The sequence below is a fragment of the Paenibacillus sp. Y916 genome, from assembly GCF_056786435.1.
The window spans coordinates 139,670-164,647 of sequence record NZ_JBXCJA010000002.1 but is presented as its reverse complement, the minus strand read 5'-3'; the positions used below and the strand labels follow the sequence as shown (position 1 = coordinate 164,647).

Here is a 24,978-nt window from a genome sequence, read left to right as displayed (position 1 = left end):
GAATGGGTTCACCTAAGATACATTGTGATTTATTTCCATATGTCGTCTAGAATTGGATATGGTCAAAATAACATGCAAGGAATTTTATGTCAAGGAGATGGGTTGTAAATGAGATTTTATACTGATCCCAAGGGAGAGGCATACGAACGCCTCATTGATTATGTCATTGAGCGTACTGTTAAATTTGTGCTTGTTGAAGCTCCTTTTGAAGACGGGAATAGTTACGCAGAGGTCATGCTTCAATTAAAGCCATTTTTGTTAGAACAATGTAGTATGGAGGAAATGCAAGCAAAGAGCGGAGCTAACTATTCTGAAGGGACATATTACATATATCGATGTTGCAAGGAAGCAGGAAAAGTGTTAAAAGAGGCGGTTAATGGCTTATTTGACTGGTGCCATCCGGAAATGCCTGAAGACTTGTGTTTTGTGGATGAGAATGGAGCGGACTTTCTGTACTGTACTTCACATGAAGAAATGTGTGGAATCCGATTGAACGAAGAGGAAGCGGAACAACTGGCAGATCTTATTCCAGGATTGTTCATTGAGCTAGAATCTCATCGGGATTTCGAATGTTTTTTGGATGACGCCATTAAACATCAAAGTGACCGTTTGTCGATCTCTTCATATCGACTTGTGGAAATACCGGATCGCATACGTGAATTGAAGCAATTGAAATTTTTAGAAATATTCGAACAGGATGTCACTAGACTTCCTCCCGCATTTTTTGAGTTACGCACGTTAGAGGAATTACGGATTAAGACAGCCGATCTCGAATGTATTCCGAAGGAGATTGCTAATCTTCAGCAGTTGAAAGATTTAACGATATATTGCGGTAGCTCAGATCGCACAATGCCAGGATGGGCTCCAAAAGCCAAGTCCGATTTGTTATTAAATCGTATACCTCCTGAGTTAGGTCAATTGAAGCAATTAGAATCTTTAAACATCAGTTACACAGGTATTGAAGAATTGCCTCCTGAACTAGAAAACTTAACTCAGCTTCGCTTTTTGAATGTGAGTAATAACCTGATTAAGACTAAGCCTACATTTTTATCTCGTATGCCTCATTTGAAGTATGTGAATTTATCTGATCATCTAACAGGATGGGCATAAGGATAGTCGTTGTTAGTGCAAAGGTTTAAAAATAAGGCTCTGTTAAAGTTTAATGTTGATATGTATTAAAAGATTAGAACTTCCGATTATCTGGAAGTTCTAATTCTTAGTATAGTCTTCTTCTACTAGCGCACCCGTTAGTGGAAGATACTTTAATCTTCATGATTTCATAGACATGGCAAGTTGCATCACCAGCCGTACAGGGGTCGCGGGGTTTTCCATTTGGTTGACATCTCCTATAAAAAACATGTCCTTTTCGGGATAATAAAATGCAAAGGAACCTGTTGAACCAGAATGACCAATTAACTCACCTTTCCCCATAAAAAGTGTTGCAAAACCATTTAGTGGAACTCTCATATATCCAGAACCGTAATGAATTGGAAGCATAGAAGCCTGCAGCCTGTTGTTTACTTTTAGTTCATGAAAAACAGTATTATCAAATAATTTCCCTTTAAAGAATGCCTTGATAAATACCATTAATTCACGAGCCGTAGAGACACAACCGCCACTTGCGCGAATGCTCAAAAGTGATTTTGGAAGGTAAAAGGCAGTGTCCTTATAATAAATATACGGGATAAAATCATCCTCATCTTCCGGAAGATAAGTATTTTTGAGTCCTAAAGGATCAAAAATTAATTGTCTAAACACTTCTTCCAATGTTGAATTAGTAACTATTTCAATTATTTCCCCGAGGATTTCAAAGTTTATATTTGCGTAATGAGCTCTTTTTCCCATATCCGGTGCAAAGTGTGGTTTGATTCCCTTCGTCTTTATTATGGTTTCATTAAAATCAGTTTGCACATCCTTATTAAGAGCACGTATTTTCGACTTATTGCTACCCTCCTCAATCACATCCCGCAATCCACTTGTATGAAACAATAAGTTCGAGAGTGTAAGTTTATTAGAATACTCTCGACCTTTGTAGACATGAAGGTTCTTTAACGTGTCTTTTTTTAAATATCTTGTTATTTCATCATCTAATGACAGTTTTCCCTGCTCTCTCAAAATAAAAATACAAGTGGTTGTGAACAGCTTTGTGATACTTGCAATTAAGAACGGTGTATCTGTATTCTTACCCCCGTGCCCAAAACTATATGAAACATCTCCATTGGAGTTTTCAACTAGAAGAACAGATTCATGTATCTGCTTTTTCTATGTAACGTTTCCAAAAATTTTTTGGACCTTTCGTTTTTGAATTTCCATCTGGATACCCCCATAGACATAATGTTAAATCACAAATTTAGTTAATCTAATTGTATCATAAATTTCCGAATTTCTTATCAAATTCCCTCTAATAATCAAGTCGTTCATAGTAACTTCATTTCTTTGATGTTGAATGCTATCTAATACCTGATACCAAGCAAGGTAATTGTTAAGATACTTAGTAGCAACACTGTTAAATCGTTGTATCCACGCCTTAATCTTAAAGGCACGCCAAGAATCGGTACATAATATATTCTTACTTGAAAGTTTATGACCGATAGCTTTATCCAATTGTTCTTTTGTTAATCTTCCCATCCCCAATACCTGCGAAACAGTCATCTTGTCACGGTCCCTCGCGACCAATACACATACTTGTTCATTGCTTATACCACGCTTTTGTGCTGAACCACCACGTTTGCGAGGATTTCTATCTTTGATTTTTCTTTATCCTTTTTCTGAGTACAAGAAATAGGTCTCGTCCATTTCAACGATACCTTCAAAATTTGGTATTTTGATTTGTTTTAACGAGGACAAAAGCTTGTGTCTCCAATAAAATAGTGTGACGTGAGTTACGTTTCAAATTAAATCGGCGGACTTACGAAGGGAGTACCCTTCTATCATGCACTCAACAAATTTAATCCAGTGATTAAGGTGACGAGTTCGATAAAGAACTGTATTTGTGAGGTCAGTAAATGTCTTTTTACAAGCTTTACAGCGATAGCGTTGTTTTTTAACTTCTTCGCCATCAACAATTGTTGGATATTTACCCAATCGGACTTAAGTATAAGCGAAAAGTATAGCGCTTCTGAAAAAGAAGTTATTCCTTACTTACTTATAGATTTGGAGTGTCCATATTAGTAACCTTAAGTTTTGTTGTTTCTGCAACATTTTAAGAGTTACACCGTCTAGAACTATGACAAACTATTGGAGGAATTAGAGATGACAAATAAAAACATGTTCAAAGTATTGACGACAGCAACTATTCTAGCGATGGCAGTTATGCCGTTGGCCGTAAGTGCACAAGACACTACATCGCTATCTACTAAAGATGGACAAGAACTCATTCAGAAGCAAGAGAGAGTGCTCTTAGGCACAATGGGTCAAATTACAGATTTTGTGAATGATAAAACAGGTAAATTCATTACAGTAACAGGTCGCGGTCTTGCTACGACGGATCAAAGCGAAATCGTATTATCTATCACTAAAGATACTAAAATTGTAGATTCCAAAGGAAAGAGAGTTCCATTGAAAACGATCATAGATGAGCAAAAGGTTGTTAAAGCATTCTACGGTCCTATGTTGACGAAAAGTATTCCAGCTCGTGGAGCAGCACTAACACTTGTAGTTCAAGATGAAAGTTTTACTGGGATTAACGGTACGGTAACTGAAATCACAGAAAGTGGCATTGTTGTAACTGGTGAAAATATCTATTCTTCATTGAAGGATACGATTGTATTACACTTTGCTGATAAAACTCAGATCATAGACCAGAATGGAAAAGTGATCAAAGCAAGTGAAATCCAAAAAGGGATGAGTGTCAAAGCATTCTACGGTCCAGCCGTTACAATGAGCCTTCCACCTCAATCAACAACGAGCTATGTCGTAGTAAACACGACTATTGAAGAATTAGTACAAGAAACGAATCCAGGCACAGACGGTATCATTACTAATGTAGCAGATAACAAGTTCACTGTTATTGGGAGCCCGATGGAGCAAGGCGGTATTAATTATGTCATTCTAACAGCAGACGAGAAGACTGAAATCGTCGATGAAGACGGAAAATCTTTAACGCTAGATGCCTTGAAAGCTGATGTTCGTGTTGATGCATATTACGGTGAAGTAATGACAATGATCTTCCCAGCTCAGACACATGCGGAGAAAATTGTTGTGAAAGCAACAGCAACAAATAAAGTTGAGGGTACAATCGTTGCATCGGATGATATTGTAGAAGATCAAGTATATGTAAAATCAGCTACTGGTCAATCAGCTTATAACGATGTCATTCTGAATATTACTGAAGATACGAAGGTGATCTCCCTGTTCGGGGGAACAGCAGAATTGAAAGCAGGTATGAATGTTTTAGCTTACCATTCCTCAATGATGACCAAATCACTTCCAGGCATCACGAATGCAGAAATCGTAGTTATTACCCATGATGAAAGTGTTGTAGCACCTAAATTATAATAGTGTGATTGTAACTGTATCAAGTCAAAGCAGCCGATCTCAATTGAGATCGGCTGTATTTTTCATTCATGGATTCATTTATCGTTATTCTTGAAAGTGACTCCTATTCATGTTACTATACTGAATGAATGTTCAGTATAAGTCGATGTCAATTTGATAAATAATACATTGAATCGGAGTGGAAGTATGTGAACAAGAAGCAGTTGCAAAGCGAAAATACCAAAAAGAGAGTGGCGGACGCTGCTAGAGGACTGTTTGTTCAAAAGGGCTACAAGGCAACTTCCATTGAAGATATCGTAGGTGCAACAGGTAGTAGTAAGGGAAATATTTATTATCATTTTAAAAGTAAAGAAGGATTGTTTCTTTATTTACTTAATGAATGGGATCAGGAATGGGAGCAACAATGGAGAGAAAAGGAGTCACTTTACAAAACAACGACAGATAAGATGTACGGGGTTGCTGAGCAAATGGTTCTTGAAGATTTAAACCATCCACTGACCAAAGCTGCGAATGAATTTTTCAATAATGAGGAAAAGGCAAGCGATGTTGAAGAACGAATAGCTGAGATGGTGACGGGGCATCTTAAATTCTATCAAAAGTTAATACAACAAGGTATTGATGATGGTGAATTCAAGCCAAATGATGTGGAGAGCCTTTCCATTATTTTTGAAAGTTTAACAGTAGGGCTCAGTCAGATGTCTCGAAAATCAAACCCGAAGGAAGTACTCGCTTTATATCATTTAGCCATTAAAGTGTTCCTGTACGGGATTGCAAAAGACCCCATCTGATTCTGATTAAATAGATTTACACTACATTACATCCAGAAGAATGGGTATTTCGGGGGATTTTTTATGTCATTATTATTAAGAAATAGAGGAGCATTATTGCTCCTAATGTTTAATATATTTCTGGTCTTTACAGGAATAGGTCTTGTTGTTCCAATCATGCCTACTTACATGACGGAACTTCATATAAGCGGAAGTACTGTAGGAATGCTAGTTGCGGCTTTTTCACTAACGCAATTGTTGTTCTCACCGTTAGCTGGAAGATTGTCGGATTCTATGGGGCGGAAAAAGATTATTGTTGCAGGGATGGTTGTTTTTGCACTCGGTGAGGGACTCTTTGGAGCTGTTAGTACGACGTATCTACTTTTTGCAGCTAGATTTCTAGGGGGGATTGGTGCTGCACTCATCATGCCTTCAGTCATGGCCTATACGGCAGATGTTACCTCTTCCGAAGAGAGAGCTAAAGGTATGGGGTTCATTACAGCGGCGATCACTACGGGATTCATCATCGGTCCAGGGATCGGGGGAATTCTAGCCGAATATGGTATTCGTGTGCCCTTTTACGCAGCGGCGATAGCAGGGGGGATAGCGGCAATAATTACCGCATTGATTCTACCTGAGTCATTACCATCAGAGAAACGTAAAGCTCGTAAGCCCGTTGTGAAGCAAAGTCTAACGGTTCAGCTACTGCGTTCATACCGTGAGCCTTACTTTTTAAGTCTAATCATCGTGTTTGTATCTTCTTTTGGTCTAGCGAATTATGAGACGGTATTTGGTTTGTTTGTCGATCATAAATTCGGTTTTACACCGAAAGATATTGCTTATATTATTACGTTCGGGTCTATAGCCGGTGCTGTTGTGCAAGCAACGATATTCGGATGGATATTGAACAAGTTTGGAGAGAGGAATGTCATCTCTTTTAGTCTGATCATGGCGGGTGTATTCATATTTCTAACTCTTTTTGTACACAAATACTGGTTGATTCTTGCAGTCACTTTTATTGTATTCTTAGCGATGGATGTATTACGTCCCGCCATCAGTACTCAGATGTCTAAGGTGGCCCCACATCAGCAAGGGTATGTTGCAGGTCTGAACTCAGCCTACACAAGTCTGGGGAACATTGCTGGACCTATCGTTGCAGGATTTTTATTTGACATTGATATTAATTATCCTTATATATCTGCAGCTATCATTTTAGTGTTATGTTTCTTCTTATCCTTGAGAGCAAAAAGAGGTCAGATCGTTGAACCTGCAAGTTAAATTATGAAGACTGAATTAAGCAAGTGATAACTGAATTAAGCAAGTGATAACTGATCTTGGAGACGCTCATTGATGAGCGTCTTTTTGAAATATAAGAAAGCATAAGCTTCATTTGAATCAATTTCATAATCGCCGATACAGTTATATCGGGTTGCGTAATTATGAAATTAATTCTTGATACTCGATTCCTTATATTTTCGCTGAAACGGGTGCCTTAATATGATATGAAACCCACTAAATACCATCCGAATTCGATGAAAGATCTCAAATTTCGGATGTCATTCAGTGGAATAGATATAGAGCGAGTGGGTTTTGACGACGGTAGAATACAAATAAGACTTCGTGCATGAAGGTGAGGCTAGAATAGATGCATATGGTACATTTAATTATCGGGAAAAGTCGGGAATGAGTGAATTAGTTGTAAATCTACACTTAAAAGCGGCGAAAGCGGTGGAAAGCGAGGATTCCAGTAATCTAGATGTACTCTATGCAACTATAGTTAGTCTGAAAGTTGATTGAGCAATTCTAAGTGTACTTTTGCAACTATCGGAAACGTACACTTCTCCACCATATGAATTCTTTCGCATTTGGGGACAATTCCAACGAAATGGTAAAGTGTTTACAGTTCCATTCGTTGTAAAGGTTCCGTAACGAAAAGAGCTCAGTTTCTCGGAAACTGGGCTCTTCTATATGCATTGGAAGACGGAGAGTCGCTGCTTCCGTCATTATTCATCTATTGTTCCTCGGTAGTTGTACGGATAACCTCAAAACTTATATGATTTGTTTCAATCTCATAGTCTTTCGTGTTCTCACCTTCACCTGTCGTAATTTTGGCAATCGCAGAGGCTACATATAACCCAGGCTTGTTAAGTTTATATTTATAATGCTCAGTAATTATGTCTTTCCCTTGTATATCACGAACAATCCCCACCTCATGCATACCAAAAGTATTAACTTGCTTACCTGTACTGTCTTTAATAGAGAAGTAAAAAATACGCGCTGCACTCATAATGGAAATTCCATGATCAGTGAAATTATGACAAACCTATCCATAATGAACACCTCCTACTTAGGAGACGGAGAAGAGTTTGGTTTTGTTGCAGTACCTGGGAAATATATTCGATCATTGCTATGTGAATAGCGTTCTAGTGTTATAATTGCGCTAAGGAGTGATAGATTTGAGCGTTATTCGTATGGAGAATGTAACTAAGAAATATGAGGATACACTGATTTTTCGCGATATTTATTTTCGTGTAAGCAAAGGGGAACGGATTGGTCTAATCGGACGAAATGGTGCGGGTAAATCGACTATTTTCAAGCTGATTATGGGTAAAGAAGAACCAACGTCTGGAAAAGTAGAGGTAGACCCGCAGGTTAAGATCAGTTACTTCTCTCAATTCTCGGAACTTAGTGGGGGGTTGTCTGTTCAGCAAGAGTTAGAATTATGCTTCGAGCAGGTTGGACTTATAGAGCAGGAACTCCAAGAATTAGGGGAGAAGCTAGGCCAAGTAACCGATGATGCCCAGATGGATGGACTATTAGAGCGGCAAGCAGAGCTTTTTGAACAAATGGAGCATTTGGATGGTTGGAATATATCCATCGAGATCGATACGGTTCTAACCAAGTTAGGTTTCGATGATAGATCGCGGAATCAGCCCGTTGATGAGTTATCTGGAGGTTGGAGGAATCGTGCCGCGCTCGCCAAAATCTTAATTGAGTTACCTGATGTTGTATTGCTCGATGAGCCAACGAATTTTTTGGATCTGGAAGGTCTCGTGTGGCTAGAGCAGTGGTTAAACCGCTTCAATGGAGCGATGATTCTGGTGTCTCATGATAGGCAATTTATCGATAGAGTCGTTACGCGAACGATTGAAATTGAGAATTATCATTTTCAAGAATACGAAGGTAATTATACTGATTACATACGGAAGAAGAAGATGCGTAAGAAAGTATTGGATCGCCAGTTCGAATGGGAGGAAGAACTTCTCATCATGGAGTCCGAAGTCATTGATAGCCGTGCGAACAAGAAAACCTCAAAAGACCGACTTTCACGAAAGTTGGCTGATATGAAGAAGCGGGTTGAGCCTCATCCCGTGAACGTGCTTATCACCGATATTTATGAAAACCTACGTTTCCCAGACAATCTATGCCAAGTGAAGGGAATCGGACAGTCGTATGACGATCGATCCATATTCCAGAATATCAGTTTCGATATTCAGAAGGAAGATCGGATAGCCATCGTCGGTCCCAATGGGAGCGGGAAATCTACCCTTATTAAAGTGCTTACGGGCCAAGAACAACCAGAAGCAGGCGAGGTCATTTGGGAGAGGGGCGTTAGCTACGCTTATTTCAACAGGATGTGGGATGAGCTTGATCTGAAGGATACCGTTAGCCATGCGGTTAATATTTCTGGACTTGGTTTAAATGCTACAAGGAAAAAAGTGAATAAATTTCTATCGATGTTGCAATTCTCGGAAATGGATCTGAGTAAAGTCATTGGCAATCTGTCCGGTGGACAACAGGCCAGGGTAGCACTCGCTAAATGCTTACTCTCGGGAGCTGCTGTCATTATATTGGACGAGCCGACCAATCATCTTGATCTGACAAGCATACAGGTCATGGAACAAGCACTGATTCATTTCCCTGGTGCTGTAGTTACGGTTAGCCATGATCGATTCTTCATCGATAAAATTGCGACAAAGATGCTAATCTTCGACCCTAATTTGGGAGTAAGTGAGCAGAGTGTATAAGCGAGTGAGATAATGTATGGACATGAAATGAGATCTAGAGTGATGTTGATTCTATACTATAATTAATAATGGTAGCTAAGGTCAGAATCATAATAAAGAAATGATTCTGACCTTAGTTGTATCACGAAGTGATTATCTATATTTATAATTTTCTAAACTATCATTGCTTAGCAAAAAACCTCAGCTCTTCTGATATCTCATTAAAAATATCATCCGGTTTTCTGTTCATTCGATCGGCGATAGTAGAACAATCCTCTTTTTGCTTTTCAGTCAGTTTACCGGAAAAGTGTAATGCCTCAATGTAGTAATCAATTTCTTCAATCTTTCTATACATTCCTGAGCCAAGGCATTTCCGAAATGTTCCATTTGTAGAAAGACCTCAATTTCTGATTTATCAAAAGTAAAAGGTGTTTCTAATCTATAATCACTATGGACAGCATCGGACCAATAATCTAAGTATTCATTGACTGACAAACGCTGGTTTTTTTTCATTTCCTCACTAAATTGGGTATCCTTCTCTCGAATATCCGGAAAAATCTCATAGAATAATGCGGGATCGATTGACTTACGCATAACGATACTATAATCGATATAATCATCCCCAGTGGCTGCAAACGCAATAAAGTTTTCTGTTTTATTCAAAGATTCAAACGCATTTTCTGAAATCAAACGAAGTACTGCTTTTAAAGCAAGTAAATTATATCCTGATTTAATTATGCCCGTTTCAAATGCAATAATCGGCACGCCATCTTCACTGAAAGTCTCATCATCAATATAGGATACGGAATCAGCAAGTTTTTCGAAATATTCGACAATTCGACCGTGAATGCCCGTTGGTCTTTAACTTTTCATTCATCATAAATGAGTATAATTCGTGATGTACGTGGAAAATCCTTTAATTACGGTATCACAGAAAATAACAATCACTTCAATAAGTATTGACAATATTGAATATTATTCATATAATACCCATTAAGTTAGTTGGTTTAAATGTTGCGCACTGGCAACGAACTACATAATCAAAGGGGATTATACAATGGCTATTCAAACTTTCAAGGCAACTGCACAGTTACAAGATGGAGTTCAAGTTAAAGCTACATCTAGAGATTTCGAGTTAACTATTGACGAGCCAAAGAGCTTGGGCGGAACAGATACTGGAATGAATCCAGTCGAAGTGTTGCTTGCCTCCCTAGGAGCTTGTCAATCTATAGTTGCAAGAATCTATGCGCCAAAGTTTGATGTTAAGCTAGATGGATTCAGCGTGGATGTTGAAGGTGACCTTGATCTCGATGGATTTTTCAATAAATCTGATGTCCGTCCTGGCTACTCTGATATCCGATATACATTCCGAATCAAAACCGATTCACCTAAAGAAAAGGTTGAGGAATTCGTGCGATTTTTAGAGAGTAAGTGCCCCGTTGGAGACTCACTCGCACATCCGGTTAATCTGAAGTTAGACAGAATCATTATCGAGAATTAAAGTGTGTGTTCAAAAATTCGACTATTTGAACAACCTCTAAAATACAGATCACAAGACCGGGATTTCTCCAGAAAAGGAGGGACCCGGTCATTGTTGCGAGTGGAAGATATCTGGAACTATTCCGCATGAAGGGGTTTGAAATGATGTAAAGAACCTGTAGAATATAGTGATTAGAGGAACCTAGTAAGAAAAGTGTGAAAGCGCATTACAAACATACATATATAAAGGAGGAATTTGATTGCTACATCCCTATCAGTCATACCCGTTGATGGATCAACTATCCGCCGAAGAACTACAGCAGTTGAACCTGGAAATAGAGGAACAACACTATTTGTCCGATCAACTTATCATGGAGCAGGGTGAAGTTAGCGAGCACGTCCATATTATCGTATCAGGTCAAGTGAGAGTATTTATTCAGCATGAAAAGAAAGTTGAATTAGCTATACTGCAACGAGGACACTTTTTTGGAGAGATGTCTTGTTTGACCGGGGATCCCGTCAGTGCCTATGTAGAAGCGGTTAATGATGTTCATACGATAAGCGTTTCTCGTACAGGCATGTTGTTATTGATGGATAGAAACGCTGATTTCCGCAGGCAGATTATTGAAGCTATGATCAAACGAATTCAGAATTCTAACGAGCGAGTGTTAGAGGAGCATACGAAGAGTCTGTTTATTTTGAAGCAGCATGAAACAGAGGAACAAGAACGATATGGTGAGCTCATCGGGACGAGTCCAGCTATGCAAGAGTTACTAGAGAATATAGAACGTCTGTCTACGAGGCAAGAGCATGTTGTTATTATAGGTGAAGCGGGAACAGGCAAGAGAAGTGTAGCTAGAAAACTCCATTTCTTAACGACACAAGGTCATTATCCTATTCTTACGATAAACGGGCAAGATTTCGACTTACTTACTTGGGATGCGAGAGTACGTGCGGCTAAGGGCGGTACGATTGTTGTTGAACAAGTCGAACCATTACCTACTCCTATTCTGACACAAATGCTAGAAACGGATGTTCAGACTCGAATCGTTATCATTGCTACACAGCCGATAAGTTTACCCAACATAACAACGCTATCAGTACCACCACTTCGCGAAAGGTTGGAGGATATCCCCTTATTAGCACAATACTTTGTAAAAAAGGAAGGGGCTGAGGATGTTGAAACGACGATTTCGCAAGATGCACTACGTCTACTTAGTCTTTTTCCATACTTAACTAATAATGTGGAGGAGTTACAAGTGATTGTGAAAGAAGCCTATATCTTAAGTCAGGGTCGCATGATCTATAGCAATCATTTGCGCTTTGGTCGAGCACGTAAAGCCGGAGATCGACCGACGATTGGATTAGCGCTAGGTAGTGGATCTATTAGAGGAATGGCACATCTTGGAGTATTACGAGTGTTGGAGGAAGAGGGCATACCTATTGATATGATTGCAGGCACGAGTGTTGGATCATTAGTTGGTGGCGCGTATGCAGCCGGAATGCCTGTGGAAGACTGTGTTCGTGTTCTTTCGACAATTCGCTGGGGTCAATTAGTCCGCCCAACCTTACCGAAACGCTCGTTCGTACATAATACACCGATGATTGGATTTATCGAACAGTATCTAGGTAAGAAGCTTATTGAGGATCTGCCTATCCCCTTTGCTGCTGTAGCTTCAGATACCTCGACAGGGGAGGCGCATATTATGCGGGAAGGATCACTCGCCCATGCGATCAGTGCAAGTACAGCCATTCCCGCCATCATGCGTCCTGTGCACTATCAGGGCAAGAGACTAATGGATGGGGCGGTTGTCCATCCAGTACCAGCGGCACTAGTGAAAAGTATGGGTGCAGATATTGTCATTGCTGTGAATGTGTGTGCGGAGTCATTCGTTAAAGGAACTGCAAGACATTTTGTGGATTCACTCATGAACACCATCGACATGATGAGTGCAAAGATGGTGAAGGAGGAATTGCAGCTTGCAGATATCGTGTTGCGTCCTGACCTCGGATACAATCAGATTGGCTTCAAAGATTCGGCAATTTGTATAGCTGCCGGGGAATTAGTATCAAGAGATGCTATCATACGTATTAAAAATAAGCTTAATCTAATGTAATCGACATTAGATTAAGTTTTTCTTTTTTTTACCTTGGATTATGAATTTTCTTGAGTACTCTTTTTGCGAAATTGATTAGGTGAAATGTTTTTGTATTGCTTAAATTGTTGAATGAAATAGCTTGAATTGGAGAATCCAACTTCTAAAGCAATTTCGGTCATACTTGAATCGCTCGTCAGTAGTAACTTTTCTGCTTCTGTAATTCGAATGTAGTTCAAGTAGTTCGTGAACGTCTTGCCCATAATCGCTTTGAACTTTCGTGAGAAGTAACTGTAACTCAGGTTACACATACTGGCAGCGGTATTCGCATTGATGTCCTCCATGTAATGGTCATCAATATATTCGAACACATTCTGTAGCATTTGAAAATCAATTTGTTTGAGTGAATGCGCAATATCCCAATTCGGCTGAGCGTCCTGCGACTTGCGCAAAAACCATAGAAATACTCTACATATTAATGTCCGTACAGCAAGTTCAAATCCATAGTTTCGCGTAGTGTACTCTTCATAGATTTCTGTAACGAGAGAAGGGATGGGACTGCCTGTAATCTCTTGTTCAGTGAACACTCGTTGATTGGTCGATTTCGCCATGGTGAAAGGTAGCACATATTTAGATTCAAAAATGGTTCTTGAGGTGGAGTATAGAATCTCAGGATCAAACTTGATCACGATATATGAGACCTCTTCCACGTCCATGGAATGAATAGAATGTGTCTCATGCGAATGAATAAGGATGAGATCTCCTTTAGTTAGGACATGGGATTCTCCACCAAGGAATACTTTCGCCTGTCCAGATAAGAAATATAAAATTTCAATATACACATGCCAGTGAGGATTTACGATGCAGCGGCTCCCGACACTGTAATGAATCATGCATTCATAAGGATATTGGATTGTTCCTACGGGAGAGCGGTTGGATTCAAAGTAGGCTTCAGACATAACAATACACTCCAATGACAAATATTTAATATTTCTCGATAGCTCCATTGTATTACTTTTACACTAAGTTTGGTAACTTTATTGGTAACAAGAAAGGAGTGCAAAGATATGAATAAGATCGCATTGCAACTGTATTCAATTAAAGAATTAACGAATGTAGATTTTCTTGGCACACTAGACAAGGTAGCTAAAATCGGTTACGACGGGGTGGAATTCGCTGGATACTTCGGTACTTCTGCTAAAGATTTGAGAAAAGCGTTGGATGATTTGGGATTACAGGCCGCAGGTAGCCACATTGGCATTTCTGATCTGGAAGATAATCTAGAACAGACGATAGAGTATTCCTTGGAGATTCAGAGCCCATATATCATTTGTCCGGGTCTTCCAGATGAGATGCGTGATAGTGCGGATGCATATAAGCGAACGGCTGAACGATTCAATCGTATTGGTGAGCGCTGTAAAGAGAATGGAATCCGATTCGGTTACCATAATCACGGTATTGAATTTAATACATTTGAGGGAGAATACGGGCTTGATCTACTGGTGAATCATACACAATCAGATCATTTATTTGTGGAATTGGATACATACTGGGTAGAACATAAGGGTCTACAATCAATAGACTTTATTCATAAATACAAGGAACGTTGTAGAATTCTGCATATTAAAGATATGAAGAGTGAAGAAGATAAGCGGAATATTGAGATTGGTTCAGGAATCATGGATTTCAATAAGATTACTGCTGCAGCGAAGCAATATCATGTGGCTTGGTATACGGTAGAGCAAGAAGAGTTCGATCTTCCACAACTGCAAAGTATTGAGATGAGCTTACAATATTTAAGAGGAATTCTATAACTTATTAAAGGAGATTTATGACATGACACAAAATATAACTAAAAAACTAAAAATAGCGATTGTTGGTTGTGGGGGAATTGCAAATGGTAAGCACATCCCTAATCTAGTTGAACAGTCCAATGCGGAAATAGTAGCTTTGTGCGACATCATCGAAGAACGTGCAATAGAGACGGCAAAGAAATTTGATCTTGAGAGTGCACAAATATATTCGGATTACAAAGAGTTGTTGAAGGATACTAGTATCGATGTGATTCACGTTTGTACGCCGAACAAATCACATTCCTTCATTACGGTTGACGCATTAGAAGCAGGAAAGCATGTGTTGTGTGAGAAGCCTATGGCTAAGACAGCTGCCGAAGCGAGATTAATGCTTGAAGCTGCTAAACGTACGGGCAAAAAGCTGTCAATAGGTTACGACAACCGCTATCGCCCAGACTCCTTATTACTTAAAAAGGTCTGTGAAAGAGGAGAATTAGGCGAAATTTATTACGCTAAAGCTCATGCGATTCGTAGACGTGCTGTGCCAACATGGGGCGTATTCTTAAATGAGGATGAGCAAGGCGGAGGACCGTTGATCGATATCGGAACCCATGCGCTGGATCTGACTTTATGGTTAATGGATAATTACAAAGTGAAGAGTGTTAAGGGGAATGTCTATCACAAGTTGGGTAGCAAGAAAGATGCAGCTAATGCTTTTGGACCTTGGGACCCAGCATTATTCACAGTAGAGGATTCTGCATTTGGATTTATTACGATGGAGAATGGAGCTACAGTTACGCTTGAAGCGAGCTGGGCGTTGAATACGCTAGATGTAGGTGAAGCACAAGCGACACTTTGCGGTACCGAAGGTGGCGCAGATATGAAAGACGGTCTGCGGATAAATGGTGAAGATTTAGGTCATCTGTATACGAAGAAGCCTGAGCTAAATGCAGGTGGAGTTGCTTATTTCGATGGGAAAACCGAGAGCCAAGCAGGTAGAGAATGCAGATTGTGGCTCGAAAGTATCATCAATGACACTGAGCCAATGGTTAAGCCAGAGCAGGCGTTAGTTGTTACCGAAGTACTTGAGGCGATTTATGAATCGGCACGGACTGGAAAAACAGTATATTTTGATTAATGGACTAGTCGCTAGCATCGCTCCGTTCGTTTGGATGAATTGAAAATAGTATAATAGAAATATATTAATACGACATTTTATGTCGTACCAGTTGTTCTATAATTCAGTAGTAACATTCAAATTGCTGAAATGAGGAACATAATTATGGCGAAGACCAAACGAGGACATGCGCTCTGGAGCTTACCATCACGAGGCCGAGGTACATGCCCGATCTGCCAGAGCACGAGAATTAAGCTGCTCTATCCTAGAACAAAAACTGATGGGACAGGTGTTAAGGTGTGTAAGCGTTGTGATAAGGCGCCACAGACCAAAGTAGATGCTATCGCATCGACGAAGTGAAATAATACTCAAGGGTGCCAGTTATCCTCATGCATTATGCATTTAGGTACAACTAGGCATCCTTGTTTCAATTAAGTGATTTACCCTATACTGGAAGATAGCATGAGATATTACTAAAGCCAAAGTGTTAACTCTAATTGAGCTAATAACAAAAAGGGGAGAATGTTCTCTTGAGCCATATGCATCGTATTCAGTGGTTTGATCAGCGAATCAGGGCGGGAAGTTATCCAAACAGTAATCATTTGGCAGAACATTTCGAAATATCAAAGCGACAAGCGCAACGGGATATCGAGTATTTAGGCGCATCACTTCGTGCTCCGTTGCAATATATAGCTAAACAACGTGGATACTGCTATGAAGATGATAGCTTTATATTACCCCATTTATATATAACTGAAGAAGAAAAAAGGGTCCTGAAATATTTAGCTTATCGTTATAGCCATTACAATTATGAGAATGGCCATAAGATTCGGCGGATTGGCAGTCTGCTTGAGCGTTTTACGGATAACCAAGAGTTGAATAATGAAGCATATCTACCCGTATTTGAAGTGGATACTCGTCGAATGCAGTATATTGAACTGTTGGACCAAGCCATCAGAGCCCGCTTGATCGTACGTATTATCTATCAAGACCAGGCAAGTGGACAGCAGGAATTGTATATTTGTCCTTCAAAGATGTCTCGTCATTATGATGACGATCATGTCATTGCCTGTGTTGAAGGACAGGGACGCCTCCAAACCTTTCGATTGTCAGATATTATTCATTTGAATCTGACAGAGCGGCAGTTTGAAAGTGGTAATGAGGATCCACAGGGGCAACAGCAGGAGGGACGAACGCATCAGATGAAGCCTTTTAAGGCCCGCATTTCATTAGCCGTCCCACCACAAGGCTCCACATGGTATGGCTATAAAGTATGTGCTTCAACTGAAGACGTATTTGAGGTAGAGTTCTTTGACTCAGATGCGTTTCTTGGGCATCTACTCACCTTAGAGTGGCGCCAGATTATATCCCCCAAGTGGCTTCGAGAGCAAATACGCAGCAGATGCAAAGGGATATTGGAGTTGCTAGATGAACAGGGAGGCTCTAATGATACTTAAGGATATACATATGAGGCGGGAATCTAAATCATTTACAGATGCTATATATGCGATTCTGACAGCGGCTAATCGGTTCGATGGACCTAAATTTTTGCTGTCTGGACTTAGCGGTATGGCGTTCAAATTTTCGGTTCATGAGAAGCTTCTTCCCATGTCAGTCACAGCATACGGGCAGTGGGGGACTGAGCATGCTCCAGCAATCGATAATTTAGGAATATATACAGTCTATGATGGTGGGAGAACAAGACATAGCTCATTTGAAACCTATCAAAAGGAGGCGGTCCAATGGATGAAGCAAAGTATAGATCTTGGTGTGGGTGGAGTTTACTGGATTCCGGAATTTGGTGTCATCAACGGTTATGACGATGACGATCGTGTCTTTTATGTGCAGGACGGATGGTCTGAGGAAAATCGAATTGTACTATACGATAATTTCGGAATAAATATGACGCCATTCTGGTATGGTCAGATATTTGGAGACAAGGTGGACATCGCTATACAGGACGCTGTTCTGGAATCGCTCAGACTTGCGTTGTATGACTGGGAGACGCCTTATAAAACATTACCTGATCGGAGTATTGCTTCAGGGCGTCACGCCTATCGCTTTCTTATACGAGCCTTTGAGCAAGGGGGTTATGACAGCGCTGGCGCAGTATATATTTTGGATTCGTACCTGACAGCACGGACTGAAATTAAAGATTATATGCAAGAGGTTAAGAGTTATGTACCTGGATTGGATGAAATTTGCAGTATTTATGCTGAACTTGTGAGCATTGTGACAGAGGAATTTACGGCTTCACTGCCATTGATTCACGGTAAAAAACAACTGGCTGAACATCGGCTTCCGTCTTTATGCGCTACGTTTGAAAAGGCGATGGCGTTGGAAGAAAGGGCGATGGAACTCATTAGAATCATATCAGGGCGCTACCCTGATCGCAAACGATCTATCCTACCAAGGTGGGGGGCACATTCTGCTAGGTGAGGAAGGAGAGAAATCAGGGGATGAAACAAGTTATTGTACATACACTCCGATTAAGTCCGGAATCCTATTCATTTACGGATGCCATGTATGGTATTTTGTCGGGGAAGGGCTGGTTTTCCTTACCGAAGTATATGTTATCCGGGATGACGGCTGCATGCTTTCGTTTTTCTGTGAATCGAAAGCTACATATGGACTCAGCCACAGCTTACAATTGGATGGCTGAGCATTTCGTTGCAGCTGATCTTGTCGGGATTACAGCTTCACAGAGTGCCGGATTTAATTTTGCACCAACGTTTCCCCTCTATCAGCAACATGCCATCACGGATATAAAAAATGCTATTGATCGTGGAACGGGCGCTATTCTATGGAAAGACCAATTCGTTATTGTTAACGGATACAATGACAACGAGGAGGTTTTTTACTATACGGATGGTCAGACAATCGAATATAAGGAAATACCCTTCGGTGAATTGGGCCAGAACCATTCTCCTTATTGGTACTACCAAGTTTACGAAGATCAATTGGAAATAGATATGCTTCAGGTGATTAAGGAATCTTTTATACAAGCCGTCTTCAAAGGGGAGACTCATGATCTAATGCTTCCTGAGTCCGAATATGCCTGCGGATTGAAAGCTTACGACGCCATTGTGGAGGCATTGCGCTCTGGTGACTACGATGCCGAGGGGGCATATACAACATTTAATATATATGCCGCAGACAAAAGGGATGCGGCAAGGTATACAGAGGAGGCCTGCAATTATTGGCCAGCCTTGAAAATAGTAGCAGTACATTATATTACACTAGCTGCGATCTACGATGAGATTATAAAGAAAATCGATGTGTTTGAGTTGAATACGACTCGTCCCCTTACTCATTTGCAAATAAACAATCTAATTGAATTATTCCTTGATGCTAAAATGGCTGAGGCCTCTGCGATTCAGTCAATCCAGATGTTACTGCGTGAACCGATCACTAACCGCTTTCACGATATTGGACTGCGTTAATAGAAGGCAGCGGAGGATATAGTTATTAAGCTAATGAAACGATATCTGCTAAATTAGTTGTTTTGATTAGATAGGAACATAAAGAGGCAAGGGGATCGATCTCCTCTTGCCTTTTCCCATCGGCTTTATTGAATACGATCGTAAGGCTAATTATGTGTAGCACCATAAGTAGTTTGCTGTTATAGGTAATAAGTCACTTCCATGGATTGTAGGATTGAGCCTATTTCTTGATAAATTACTTTATCTGTCGTAGTAAATATGTTATAGTATTTTTACTACGACAGGTATAGTACGACAGATGCAGTAAAGGAGGTTGATTATTTGATCAGCAGTGATGTTATTCGAGGATATAACGATACCATTATCCTGTATATGTTATTAGATGTGGAGTCTTACGGTTATGAAATATCTAAGAATATAAAAAAGATGTCAGAAGAGAAATATGTGATGAAAGAAACTACACTCTATTCTGCATTCGCACGGCTTGAGAAGAATGGTTATATTCATTCTTTTTATAAAGACGAGACCTTTGGAAAGAGACGTACCTATTATCAGATAACTCCAGACGGTCTGAATTACTACCATGAGAAATGTGAGGAGTGGGAAGTAACGAAAGAGGTCATCAATAAATTTATTAGGGAGAAGTGACAAACCATGGAAACGATTATTAGTTACTTGGACAATATGTTTGCTGCCTTACCAAGAATTCCCCAAATGCTCAAATTGAAACAGGATATGCTCTCTAGTATGGAGGATAAGTATTATGAGTTTAAAAATGAAGGGAAATCAGAAAATGAGGCTGTAGGTATCGTTATTTCAGAGTTTGGCAACATAGATGAATTAATCAGCGAGCTCGGAATCATACAGACTGATGAGGTAGAGACTCTTCCCCTCCTAACAGAGCAACAAGCAGAAGGATTCTTGGTAGCTAAAAAGAAATCCGGTCTGCTGAATGGTATTGGCGTTGCTTTATGTATCATTGGACCAGCTTTATTGATTCTAATTACTACATTATTCGAAGATGGTCTGCTAGGGTGGAAACTGTCGGAAGATAACGCGGGATTGTATGGTGTGATTGCGATGTTTTTACTCATTACTCCAGCCATTGGAATCTTTATTTATAGCAGTAGTCTTATGGAGAAGTATAAGCATTTGCAGGATGAATTTGATCTGTCTTACCAGCTAAGAGCACTTATTATTCAAAAGAAAGAAGCTTTTTCCTCATCCTATACATTATCTCTCATTGTTGGAGTATGTTTGTGTGTGTTATCCCCGGTTTTTATTTTTTTGACCTCGGCTTTTGAAGGTAATGCATCTTCGTATGGTGTCGTTATCATGCTTAGTGTCGTTGCCATCGCCGTCTTCTTGTTCATCTATTACAGCGCCATTTGGGAGAGCTTTGATATGCTTTTGAAAACCGGTGAATACTCGAAGTAAAAGAAAGAGGAGATTAGAGTGATTTGGGCGGTTTCCTCTATCATTTGGCCCATTGCCGTTTGTATCTTCCTAATCATGGGATTCGTGTTCGATCAATGGCGCATGAACTGGATTGTGTTCCCGATTACGGGCATTTTATTAGGGGTATTTTCTTCAGCTTACAATATTATTAAAAGAAAAAAGCTTTTTGTAGACTAGCAACTTGGTGGAATTCCAGTTGACGATACAGGGTTCAAAGGAAGCAAGATTTGCTTGCATCTGTAATAGACCGAATAATAGGAAATGGCAGGCCTAGGATAAACCCTTGACCTGCCATTTCCTATTAAAATACGTTTTACTTTTTCTTAATTGGAACCCACACTTCACAGCGATAATCCTCAGCACTCGGATTACCCGGCAGGTATAGTTCAAACTCGGGGCTACCTGCATGCTCGTAACCTGTTCCAGGGAACCATTCTTGGAATATCCGTTCCCACACCGTCTGAATGGCGTGTGGCATAGGTCCTACTGATGTGAATACAGCCCAGTTCGCAGCAGGGATAACAGTGGATGCATAACCTTGCAGGTCAGTTTCAAGGTTTCCTTCTACGGCGATCCAATAAGCAAATGTTTCTTTGGTATAATCCATCCCTGTGCAGATACCAAGTAAATCCTTGTTTACACCAATTTCAGCAAGCTTATCTGAGGTTCCATCTTCGTTTGCTTCCTTCCAGAGGAGGGGGATTACCTTAGTATTCTCACCCATTCTCGTTGAAACCTCAGTGGACTTGCCGATAACGATAAATTCTTCTTTTTCCACGATTCTGTATTCCATTTCCTTATCTCCCTTCAATGATAGATGGAAGGAGAGGCGGGGGAAGGCTTTAAGCTGTATCCCTGGCTCTCGCGCTGAAGAAGGTGCAATACCATGTGCCTTGCGGAACGCCTTGGCAAAAGATTCAGGAGACTCATATCCGTATTTCAGAGCTACATCTAGCACTTTAACTTTAGACACTGCCAGTTCCTGTGCCGCCAACGTCAATCTACGTCTGCGAATATAGTCTGCAACCGATACTCCGGTCAGCATGTGGAACATGCGCTGGAAGTGGAAAGGGGAGGAGTAAGCAACTTTTGCGATATCATCAATATTAAAGGGTTCCTCCATCCTGCTCTCCATATAATCTAGAGCTTCCTTCATTCGGATAAGCCATTCCATGTTTGCCATCTCCTCTTGATTTCATCCTATCATGCTGACGTTCAATGTTCCTGTTATTCCATGCTATTAAAAGACAGGGAACATCGGTATTATAATAATCAATGCTTGAGTCTTAGCTAAGGAATTGGCTGTCCCGTACACCTTATGGGCTAGTGATCTATTGAACTAATTTCTCTGCGGCTTCAACAGTATGTTTTAGTAATGTAGCTATTGTTACTGGGCCGACCCCTGCTGGAACCGGAGTAATCGCGGAGGCATTTTTCAGACAATTATCATAATCAATATCCCCAATATTACCCTCATTGTAACCAGCATCCAATACAACAGCACCTGGTTTTATCCAATCCCCTTGAACAAATTTGGGCTTACCAACAGCTGCCACGACAATATCACCTAAACGAACCAAGTCTGCTAAATTAGTTGTTTTGGAATGGCATACGGTTACTGTTGCATTGTTGTTTAACAGCATGAGAGATACAGGCTTTCCAAGGATAGGACTTCTCCCAATCACAACAGCGTGTTTACCTTCAATAGATATATTGTAATATTCACAAATAGCAATGATTGCTGCTGGTGTGCAAGAAGGGAAGTTAGCAAAATCAAAGGCGTTTTGGGCAAACCCCAAAGTTGTTACCCCGTCGACATCCTTATCAATACTTATAGCATCAAATGCTGCTCTCTCGTCTATTTGATTTGGAACGGGATGCTGTAACAATATTCCATGTACATTAGTATCCGCATTCAGTTTATGAATAACTTCAATTAATTCATCCGTCGAGGTATTTTTGGGGAGATCAACACGAATGGATTGAATCCCAAGACGCTTACAAGCGTTACTCTTCATTTTTACATAGGTTGCTGATGACGGATCATCACCGACTAATATGGTCGCCAAGCATGGGACAATACCTTTTTCAGACAGACGATGGATTCTTCCTACTAAAGATTCCTTAATTCTAGTTGCGACTTGATTTCCATCCAAGATTAATGTTGTTGCTGTCATCTCATCATCACCTTTTAGTTTGATAGAAACATAAAGAGGTAAGGGCATCAATCTCCCCTTACCTTCGCCCAGGCGTACGGCCAGTTATCCATGTGCTCCCTCATGGTTACCCATGTTCCGCCAGTTACACACAGTCAATTTATGACGTAATCATAACAGAGAAAGACATATTCATCAATGGATTTTCAACGGCTGAGTGTTGCCTATTAGTTTCAGTTAATCATTTTATTCAATAAAGGAAAATTCAATCCAATCTAAATCTACTTGACTCTGAAGGACACGAATGATCATTCGAACTTTGCCGCTTGGTATATTGATATTCTCCATAAGCAAGCTCTCACGCCATTCCTGAGCATGTACCTCATGAGTCACTGTCTTATGACCTTCCAATTCTGTGGAAAGTATTGCGTGCTCCGTAGCAACATGCAACCGGGAACGGAGATTGAATCGGTTAGTTTCAACGCATAAGGCATCGTATAGTAGTTATAGGACAGGAGCCGTTTGAGGAGCATACCCGCGTGAACATACTGCACGTTATTTAACAGGCGGGTCTTGAAAATTTAACGAAATAAAAAAGACCAGAGTATGCTCGTGAAAATGAGTTAATCACCTCTTGGTCTTTGAGGAATGTCTGTCTTTGCTTCTGTTTGCGTTCCTGTTCCCGTCACTGTTTGTACTGTCGTTAACTCCTGCAATAACTTGTAACGCATTTCCTAGGGATTGAAGCCAGTTGCCTGCAACCGTTAAATCATTAGACTCTTTATTAGACGCGGTCCTCCGAAGCTCTGCGGTCAATTCTGCCTGTGCCGCATTAGATATGGATTGCATTGCATTTCCAATAATGGACAGTTTTTGAGCTTCTGCCTGATGCTGCTTGTTTTTGGACAGACTTTTGGTCTGACCGAGAGCTGCAAGATTGGTTCCTAGAGCTTGCAGCCAAGCAAAGGCGGCTAGCTGCTCTTCAATGCTTATTTGCTTGGCCAGTAAGATCGTCCCCTCTCTTTATACTACTAAAAATAAGGATTGTTTCAATATACGACTATTGTTTCATTTTGGTGTGGATATTCTCTTAATCACTTGAATAAAGAATGACTGCTCTTATTGAAATGAAACTGAACTGTCTCCTATTACGTTTGGAAGACAATGGGCATGTTCGGGAGTTGAGTGAGCAGGAAATCGGGTATGTCTATTCTTTGCCGATTCTGCCTGAGTTCCTGACTGACTATGAACTCGTAAAGTTTTTTATGGATATTAACCGAACCAGTAAACTTTACAAAGAATATAAGGATAGATATAATTAAGTATACTTATCGGTTTTAGGAATACGTAAGGGGCCTAACACCAAAGGGCTCCTTTTGTATTTCTTGGCCATGTTACAGGAGGATGAAGGTCATTCACAATGAAAAAATTATGGTTTGTGTTCATTATGGTCCACATGGGGAGCGTTTAATCCAGCGTGGTGTCCGGTTGTCTGGATTGATAGGAGCGCCATTGTTTATATTAAACGTGGATAGTTCGGACAGCGATGAATATAATGAGAGCAAAGAAATGTATATGAGGGTCTGGAAACGTCTTGCTGAGGAAGTTGGCGCGGAGTTTATGGTCCAGAAACGCGAAGGCCGAAAAACAACAGATGTTATTGTAAAAGCTGCTGAAGACAAGGAAGTTACACAGATTATAATTGGACAATCTGCCCAGACGCGATGGCAGGAGCTTACAAAACGTAATTTCGTCAATGAACTTATTGGCAAAATGAATTTGATCGACCTGCATGTAGTGGCTGTTCAACGGATGAGCGCCGGGCTTGAAGAAACACATGAGGAAGGCGTTATCTCCTATCTGGTCAAAGAAGGGGATGAATATCAGCTCAGTGAGGAACCTAAAGGAGAGTATTCGCTTAAAGGGAAGTTTTTTCACGAGCTGCATACAGAATTTGAGAGTGGTTTATTCAGAATTGAGCAAGAAGATGGAAAGGTAAGATATTTGAATATTTATGATGGTACATTGACTGAGTCTTTATAATCGGGTGTATATATATCTAGAAGAGGACCTATTACTTAAGGCCTCTCTAGATCCATATGTTTTTTGGATTTTGGTGAAAAAGTAAGTACTAATGTTCACAAATTGAGTTGTTTACATGGAAA

Annotated in this window: 23 protein-coding genes, 2 pseudogenes and 1 riboswitch; of the genes and pseudogenes, 16 read left to right on the top strand and 9 right to left on the bottom strand. The window is 40.2% G+C overall.

All coding sequences use genetic code 11. The features are described from left to right. The first annotated feature begins 108 nt into the window (after positions 1 to 108). Positions 109 to 1,110, top strand: a complete 1,002-nt coding sequence (locus tag AC1TO9_RS04875) for a leucine-rich repeat domain-containing protein (protein ID WP_482058527.1) — start codon at positions 109 to 111, stop codon at positions 1,108 to 1,110. Positions 1,111 to 1,269: 159 nt separating this feature from the next. Here AC1TO9_RS04875 and AC1TO9_RS04870 read toward each other — a convergent pair whose 3' ends face one another. Together AC1TO9_RS04870 and AC1TO9_RS04865 are read right to left on the bottom strand one after the other, a co-directional pair. Further along, positions 1,270 to 2,253, bottom strand: a complete 984-nt coding sequence (locus tag AC1TO9_RS04870; RefSeq protein ID WP_482058824.1) for a serine hydrolase domain-containing protein — start codon at positions 2,251 to 2,253, stop codon at positions 1,270 to 1,272. Between the two features lie 84 nt (positions 2,254 to 2,337). Next, positions 2,338 to 3,090, bottom strand: a pseudogene (locus tag AC1TO9_RS04865) (IS1595 family transposase); the annotation flags it as partial. Positions 3,091 to 3,252: 162 nt separating this feature from the next. Between AC1TO9_RS04865 and AC1TO9_RS04860 the strand changes: the two are divergent. From AC1TO9_RS04860 to AC1TO9_RS04850, 3 genes are all read left to right on the top strand, one after another. Next, positions 3,253 to 4,497, top strand: coding sequence for a peptidase (locus tag AC1TO9_RS04860; protein WP_482058526.1), 1,245 nt, complete (start codon positions 3,253 to 3,255; stop codon positions 4,495 to 4,497). Between the two features lie 188 nt (positions 4,498 to 4,685). Then, entirely contained in the window at positions 4,686 to 5,285 is a 600-nt protein-coding gene (locus tag AC1TO9_RS04855; protein WP_482053691.1) for a TetR/AcrR family transcriptional regulator, read from the top strand. A 63-nt stretch (positions 5,286 to 5,348) separates the two neighbouring features. After that, positions 5,349 to 6,542, top strand: coding sequence for an MFS transporter (locus AC1TO9_RS04850; RefSeq protein WP_482053690.1), 1,194 nt, complete (start codon positions 5,349 to 5,351; stop codon positions 6,540 to 6,542). A gap of 733 nt (positions 6,543 to 7,275) precedes the next feature. Here the strand turns inward: AC1TO9_RS04850 and AC1TO9_RS04845 are convergent. Continuing rightward, a complete protein-coding gene (locus tag AC1TO9_RS04845; protein ID WP_482053688.1) occupies positions 7,276 to 7,551 on the bottom strand; it encodes a hypothetical protein in 276 nt (91 codons plus the stop codon). A gap of 169 nt (positions 7,552 to 7,720) precedes the next feature. On the opposite strand from AC1TO9_RS04845, the gene AC1TO9_RS04840 reads away from it, so the two are divergent. Further along, positions 7,721 to 9,292, top strand: a complete 1,572-nt coding sequence (locus tag AC1TO9_RS04840; RefSeq protein WP_482058525.1) for an ABC-F family ATP-binding cassette domain-containing protein — start codon at positions 7,721 to 7,723, stop codon at positions 9,290 to 9,292. A 270-nt stretch (positions 9,293 to 9,562) separates the two neighbouring features. Here AC1TO9_RS04840 and AC1TO9_RS04835 read toward each other — a convergent pair whose 3' ends face one another. Continuing rightward, entirely contained in the window at positions 9,563 to 10,036 is a 474-nt protein-coding gene (locus tag AC1TO9_RS04835; RefSeq protein ID WP_482058524.1) for a hypothetical protein, read from the bottom strand. Positions 10,037 to 10,328: 292 nt separating this feature from the next. Between AC1TO9_RS04835 and AC1TO9_RS04830 the strand changes: the two genes are divergently transcribed. Both AC1TO9_RS04830 and AC1TO9_RS04825 read left to right on the top strand, forming a co-directional pair. Further along, positions 10,329 to 10,772 (top strand): OsmC family protein, encoded by a 444-nt coding sequence (locus tag AC1TO9_RS04830; protein ID WP_482053685.1) that lies wholly within the window; start codon positions 10,329 to 10,331, stop codon positions 10,770 to 10,772. 238 nt (positions 10,773 to 11,010) lie between these two features. After that, positions 11,011 to 12,867, top strand: coding sequence for a patatin-like phospholipase family protein (locus tag AC1TO9_RS04825; RefSeq protein ID WP_482058523.1), 1,857 nt, complete (start codon positions 11,011 to 11,013; stop codon positions 12,865 to 12,867). Positions 12,868 to 12,905: 38 nt separating this feature from the next. On the opposite strand, the gene AC1TO9_RS04820 is transcribed toward AC1TO9_RS04825, so the two are convergent. After that, positions 12,906 to 13,805 carry a helix-turn-helix domain-containing protein gene (locus AC1TO9_RS04820; RefSeq protein WP_482058522.1) on the bottom strand — a complete coding sequence of 300 codons (900 nt, stop codon included), beginning with the start codon at positions 13,803 to 13,805 and terminating at the stop codon, positions 12,906 to 12,908. 108 nt (positions 13,806 to 13,913) lie between these two features. Here AC1TO9_RS04820 and AC1TO9_RS04815 point away from each other — a divergent pair, with 108 nt between their 5' ends. The 8 genes from AC1TO9_RS04815 to AC1TO9_RS04780 all read left to right on the top strand — a co-directional run bounded on the left by AC1TO9_RS04815 (position 13,914) and on the right by AC1TO9_RS04780 (position 20,636). Further along, positions 13,914 to 14,660 (top strand): sugar phosphate isomerase/epimerase family protein, encoded by a 747-nt coding sequence (locus AC1TO9_RS04815; protein WP_482058521.1) that lies wholly within the window; start codon positions 13,914 to 13,916, stop codon positions 14,658 to 14,660. A 34-nt stretch (positions 14,661 to 14,694) separates the two neighbouring features. Next, the gene (locus tag AC1TO9_RS04810) at positions 14,695 to 15,777 is read left to right on the top strand and encodes a Gfo/Idh/MocA family protein (RefSeq protein ID WP_482058823.1); all 1,083 of its coding nucleotides are present in this window, start codon (positions 14,695 to 14,697) and stop codon (positions 15,775 to 15,777) included. Between the two features lie 144 nt (positions 15,778 to 15,921). Continuing rightward, a complete protein-coding gene (locus AC1TO9_RS04805; protein WP_482053681.1) occupies positions 15,922 to 16,116 on the top strand; it encodes a hypothetical protein in 195 nt (64 codons plus the stop codon). Between the two features lie 170 nt (positions 16,117 to 16,286). Beyond that, positions 16,287 to 17,213: a helix-turn-helix transcriptional regulator gene (locus AC1TO9_RS04800; protein WP_482058520.1), complete on the top strand. Its 927-nt coding sequence runs from the start codon at positions 16,287 to 16,289 to the stop codon at positions 17,211 to 17,213. Continuing rightward, positions 17,203 to 18,195, top strand: a complete 993-nt coding sequence (locus AC1TO9_RS04795; RefSeq protein ID WP_482058519.1) for a hypothetical protein — start codon at positions 17,203 to 17,205, stop codon at positions 18,193 to 18,195. Before AC1TO9_RS04800 ends, AC1TO9_RS04795 begins: the two co-directional genes overlap by 11 nt. Positions 18,196 to 18,215: 20 nt before the next feature. Then, the gene (locus AC1TO9_RS04790) at positions 18,216 to 19,199 is read left to right on the top strand and encodes a hypothetical protein (protein WP_482058518.1); all 984 of its coding nucleotides are present in this window, start codon (positions 18,216 to 18,218) and stop codon (positions 19,197 to 19,199) included. A 321-nt stretch (positions 19,200 to 19,520) separates the two neighbouring features. Further along, positions 19,521 to 19,847: a PadR family transcriptional regulator gene (locus AC1TO9_RS04785; protein ID WP_482053676.1), complete on the top strand. Its 327-nt coding sequence runs from the start codon at positions 19,521 to 19,523 to the stop codon at positions 19,845 to 19,847. Between the two features lie 6 nt (positions 19,848 to 19,853). Continuing rightward, positions 19,854 to 20,636 (top strand): permease prefix domain 1-containing protein, encoded by a 783-nt coding sequence (locus AC1TO9_RS04780; RefSeq protein ID WP_482058517.1) that lies wholly within the window; start codon positions 19,854 to 19,856, stop codon positions 20,634 to 20,636. Positions 20,637 to 20,970: 334 nt separating this feature from the next. Here AC1TO9_RS04780 and AC1TO9_RS04775 read toward each other — a convergent pair whose 3' ends face one another. The 4 genes and pseudogenes from AC1TO9_RS04775 to AC1TO9_RS04760 all read right to left on the bottom strand — a co-directional run. Further along, positions 20,971 to 21,831, bottom strand: a complete 861-nt coding sequence (locus AC1TO9_RS04775) for an AraC family transcriptional regulator (RefSeq protein WP_482053674.1) — start codon at positions 21,829 to 21,831, stop codon at positions 20,971 to 20,973. Between the two features lie 157 nt (positions 21,832 to 21,988). Then, positions 21,989 to 22,834, bottom strand: a complete 846-nt coding sequence (locus AC1TO9_RS04770; RefSeq protein ID WP_482058516.1) for a bifunctional 5,10-methylenetetrahydrofolate dehydrogenase/5,10-methenyltetrahydrofolate cyclohydrolase — start codon at positions 22,832 to 22,834, stop codon at positions 21,989 to 21,991. Positions 22,835 to 22,893: 59 nt separating this feature from the next. Next, positions 22,894 to 22,972, bottom strand: a riboswitch (ZMP/ZTP riboswitch). Between the two features lie 87 nt (positions 22,973 to 23,059). Then, positions 23,060 to 23,263: a hypothetical protein gene (locus AC1TO9_RS04765; RefSeq protein ID WP_482058515.1), complete on the bottom strand. Its 204-nt coding sequence runs from the start codon at positions 23,261 to 23,263 to the stop codon at positions 23,060 to 23,062. A gap of 366 nt (positions 23,264 to 23,629) precedes the next feature. Beyond that, positions 23,630 to 23,770: pseudogene (locus tag AC1TO9_RS04760) on the bottom strand (DUF6944 family repetitive protein); the annotation flags it as partial. A gap of 447 nt (positions 23,771 to 24,217) precedes the next feature. Between AC1TO9_RS04760 and AC1TO9_RS04755 the strand changes: the two are divergent. After that, positions 24,218 to 24,856, top strand: a complete 639-nt coding sequence (locus AC1TO9_RS04755) for an adenine nucleotide alpha hydrolase family protein (protein WP_482053671.1) — start codon at positions 24,218 to 24,220, stop codon at positions 24,854 to 24,856. The last annotated feature ends 122 nt before the right edge of the window (positions 24,857 to 24,978 follow it).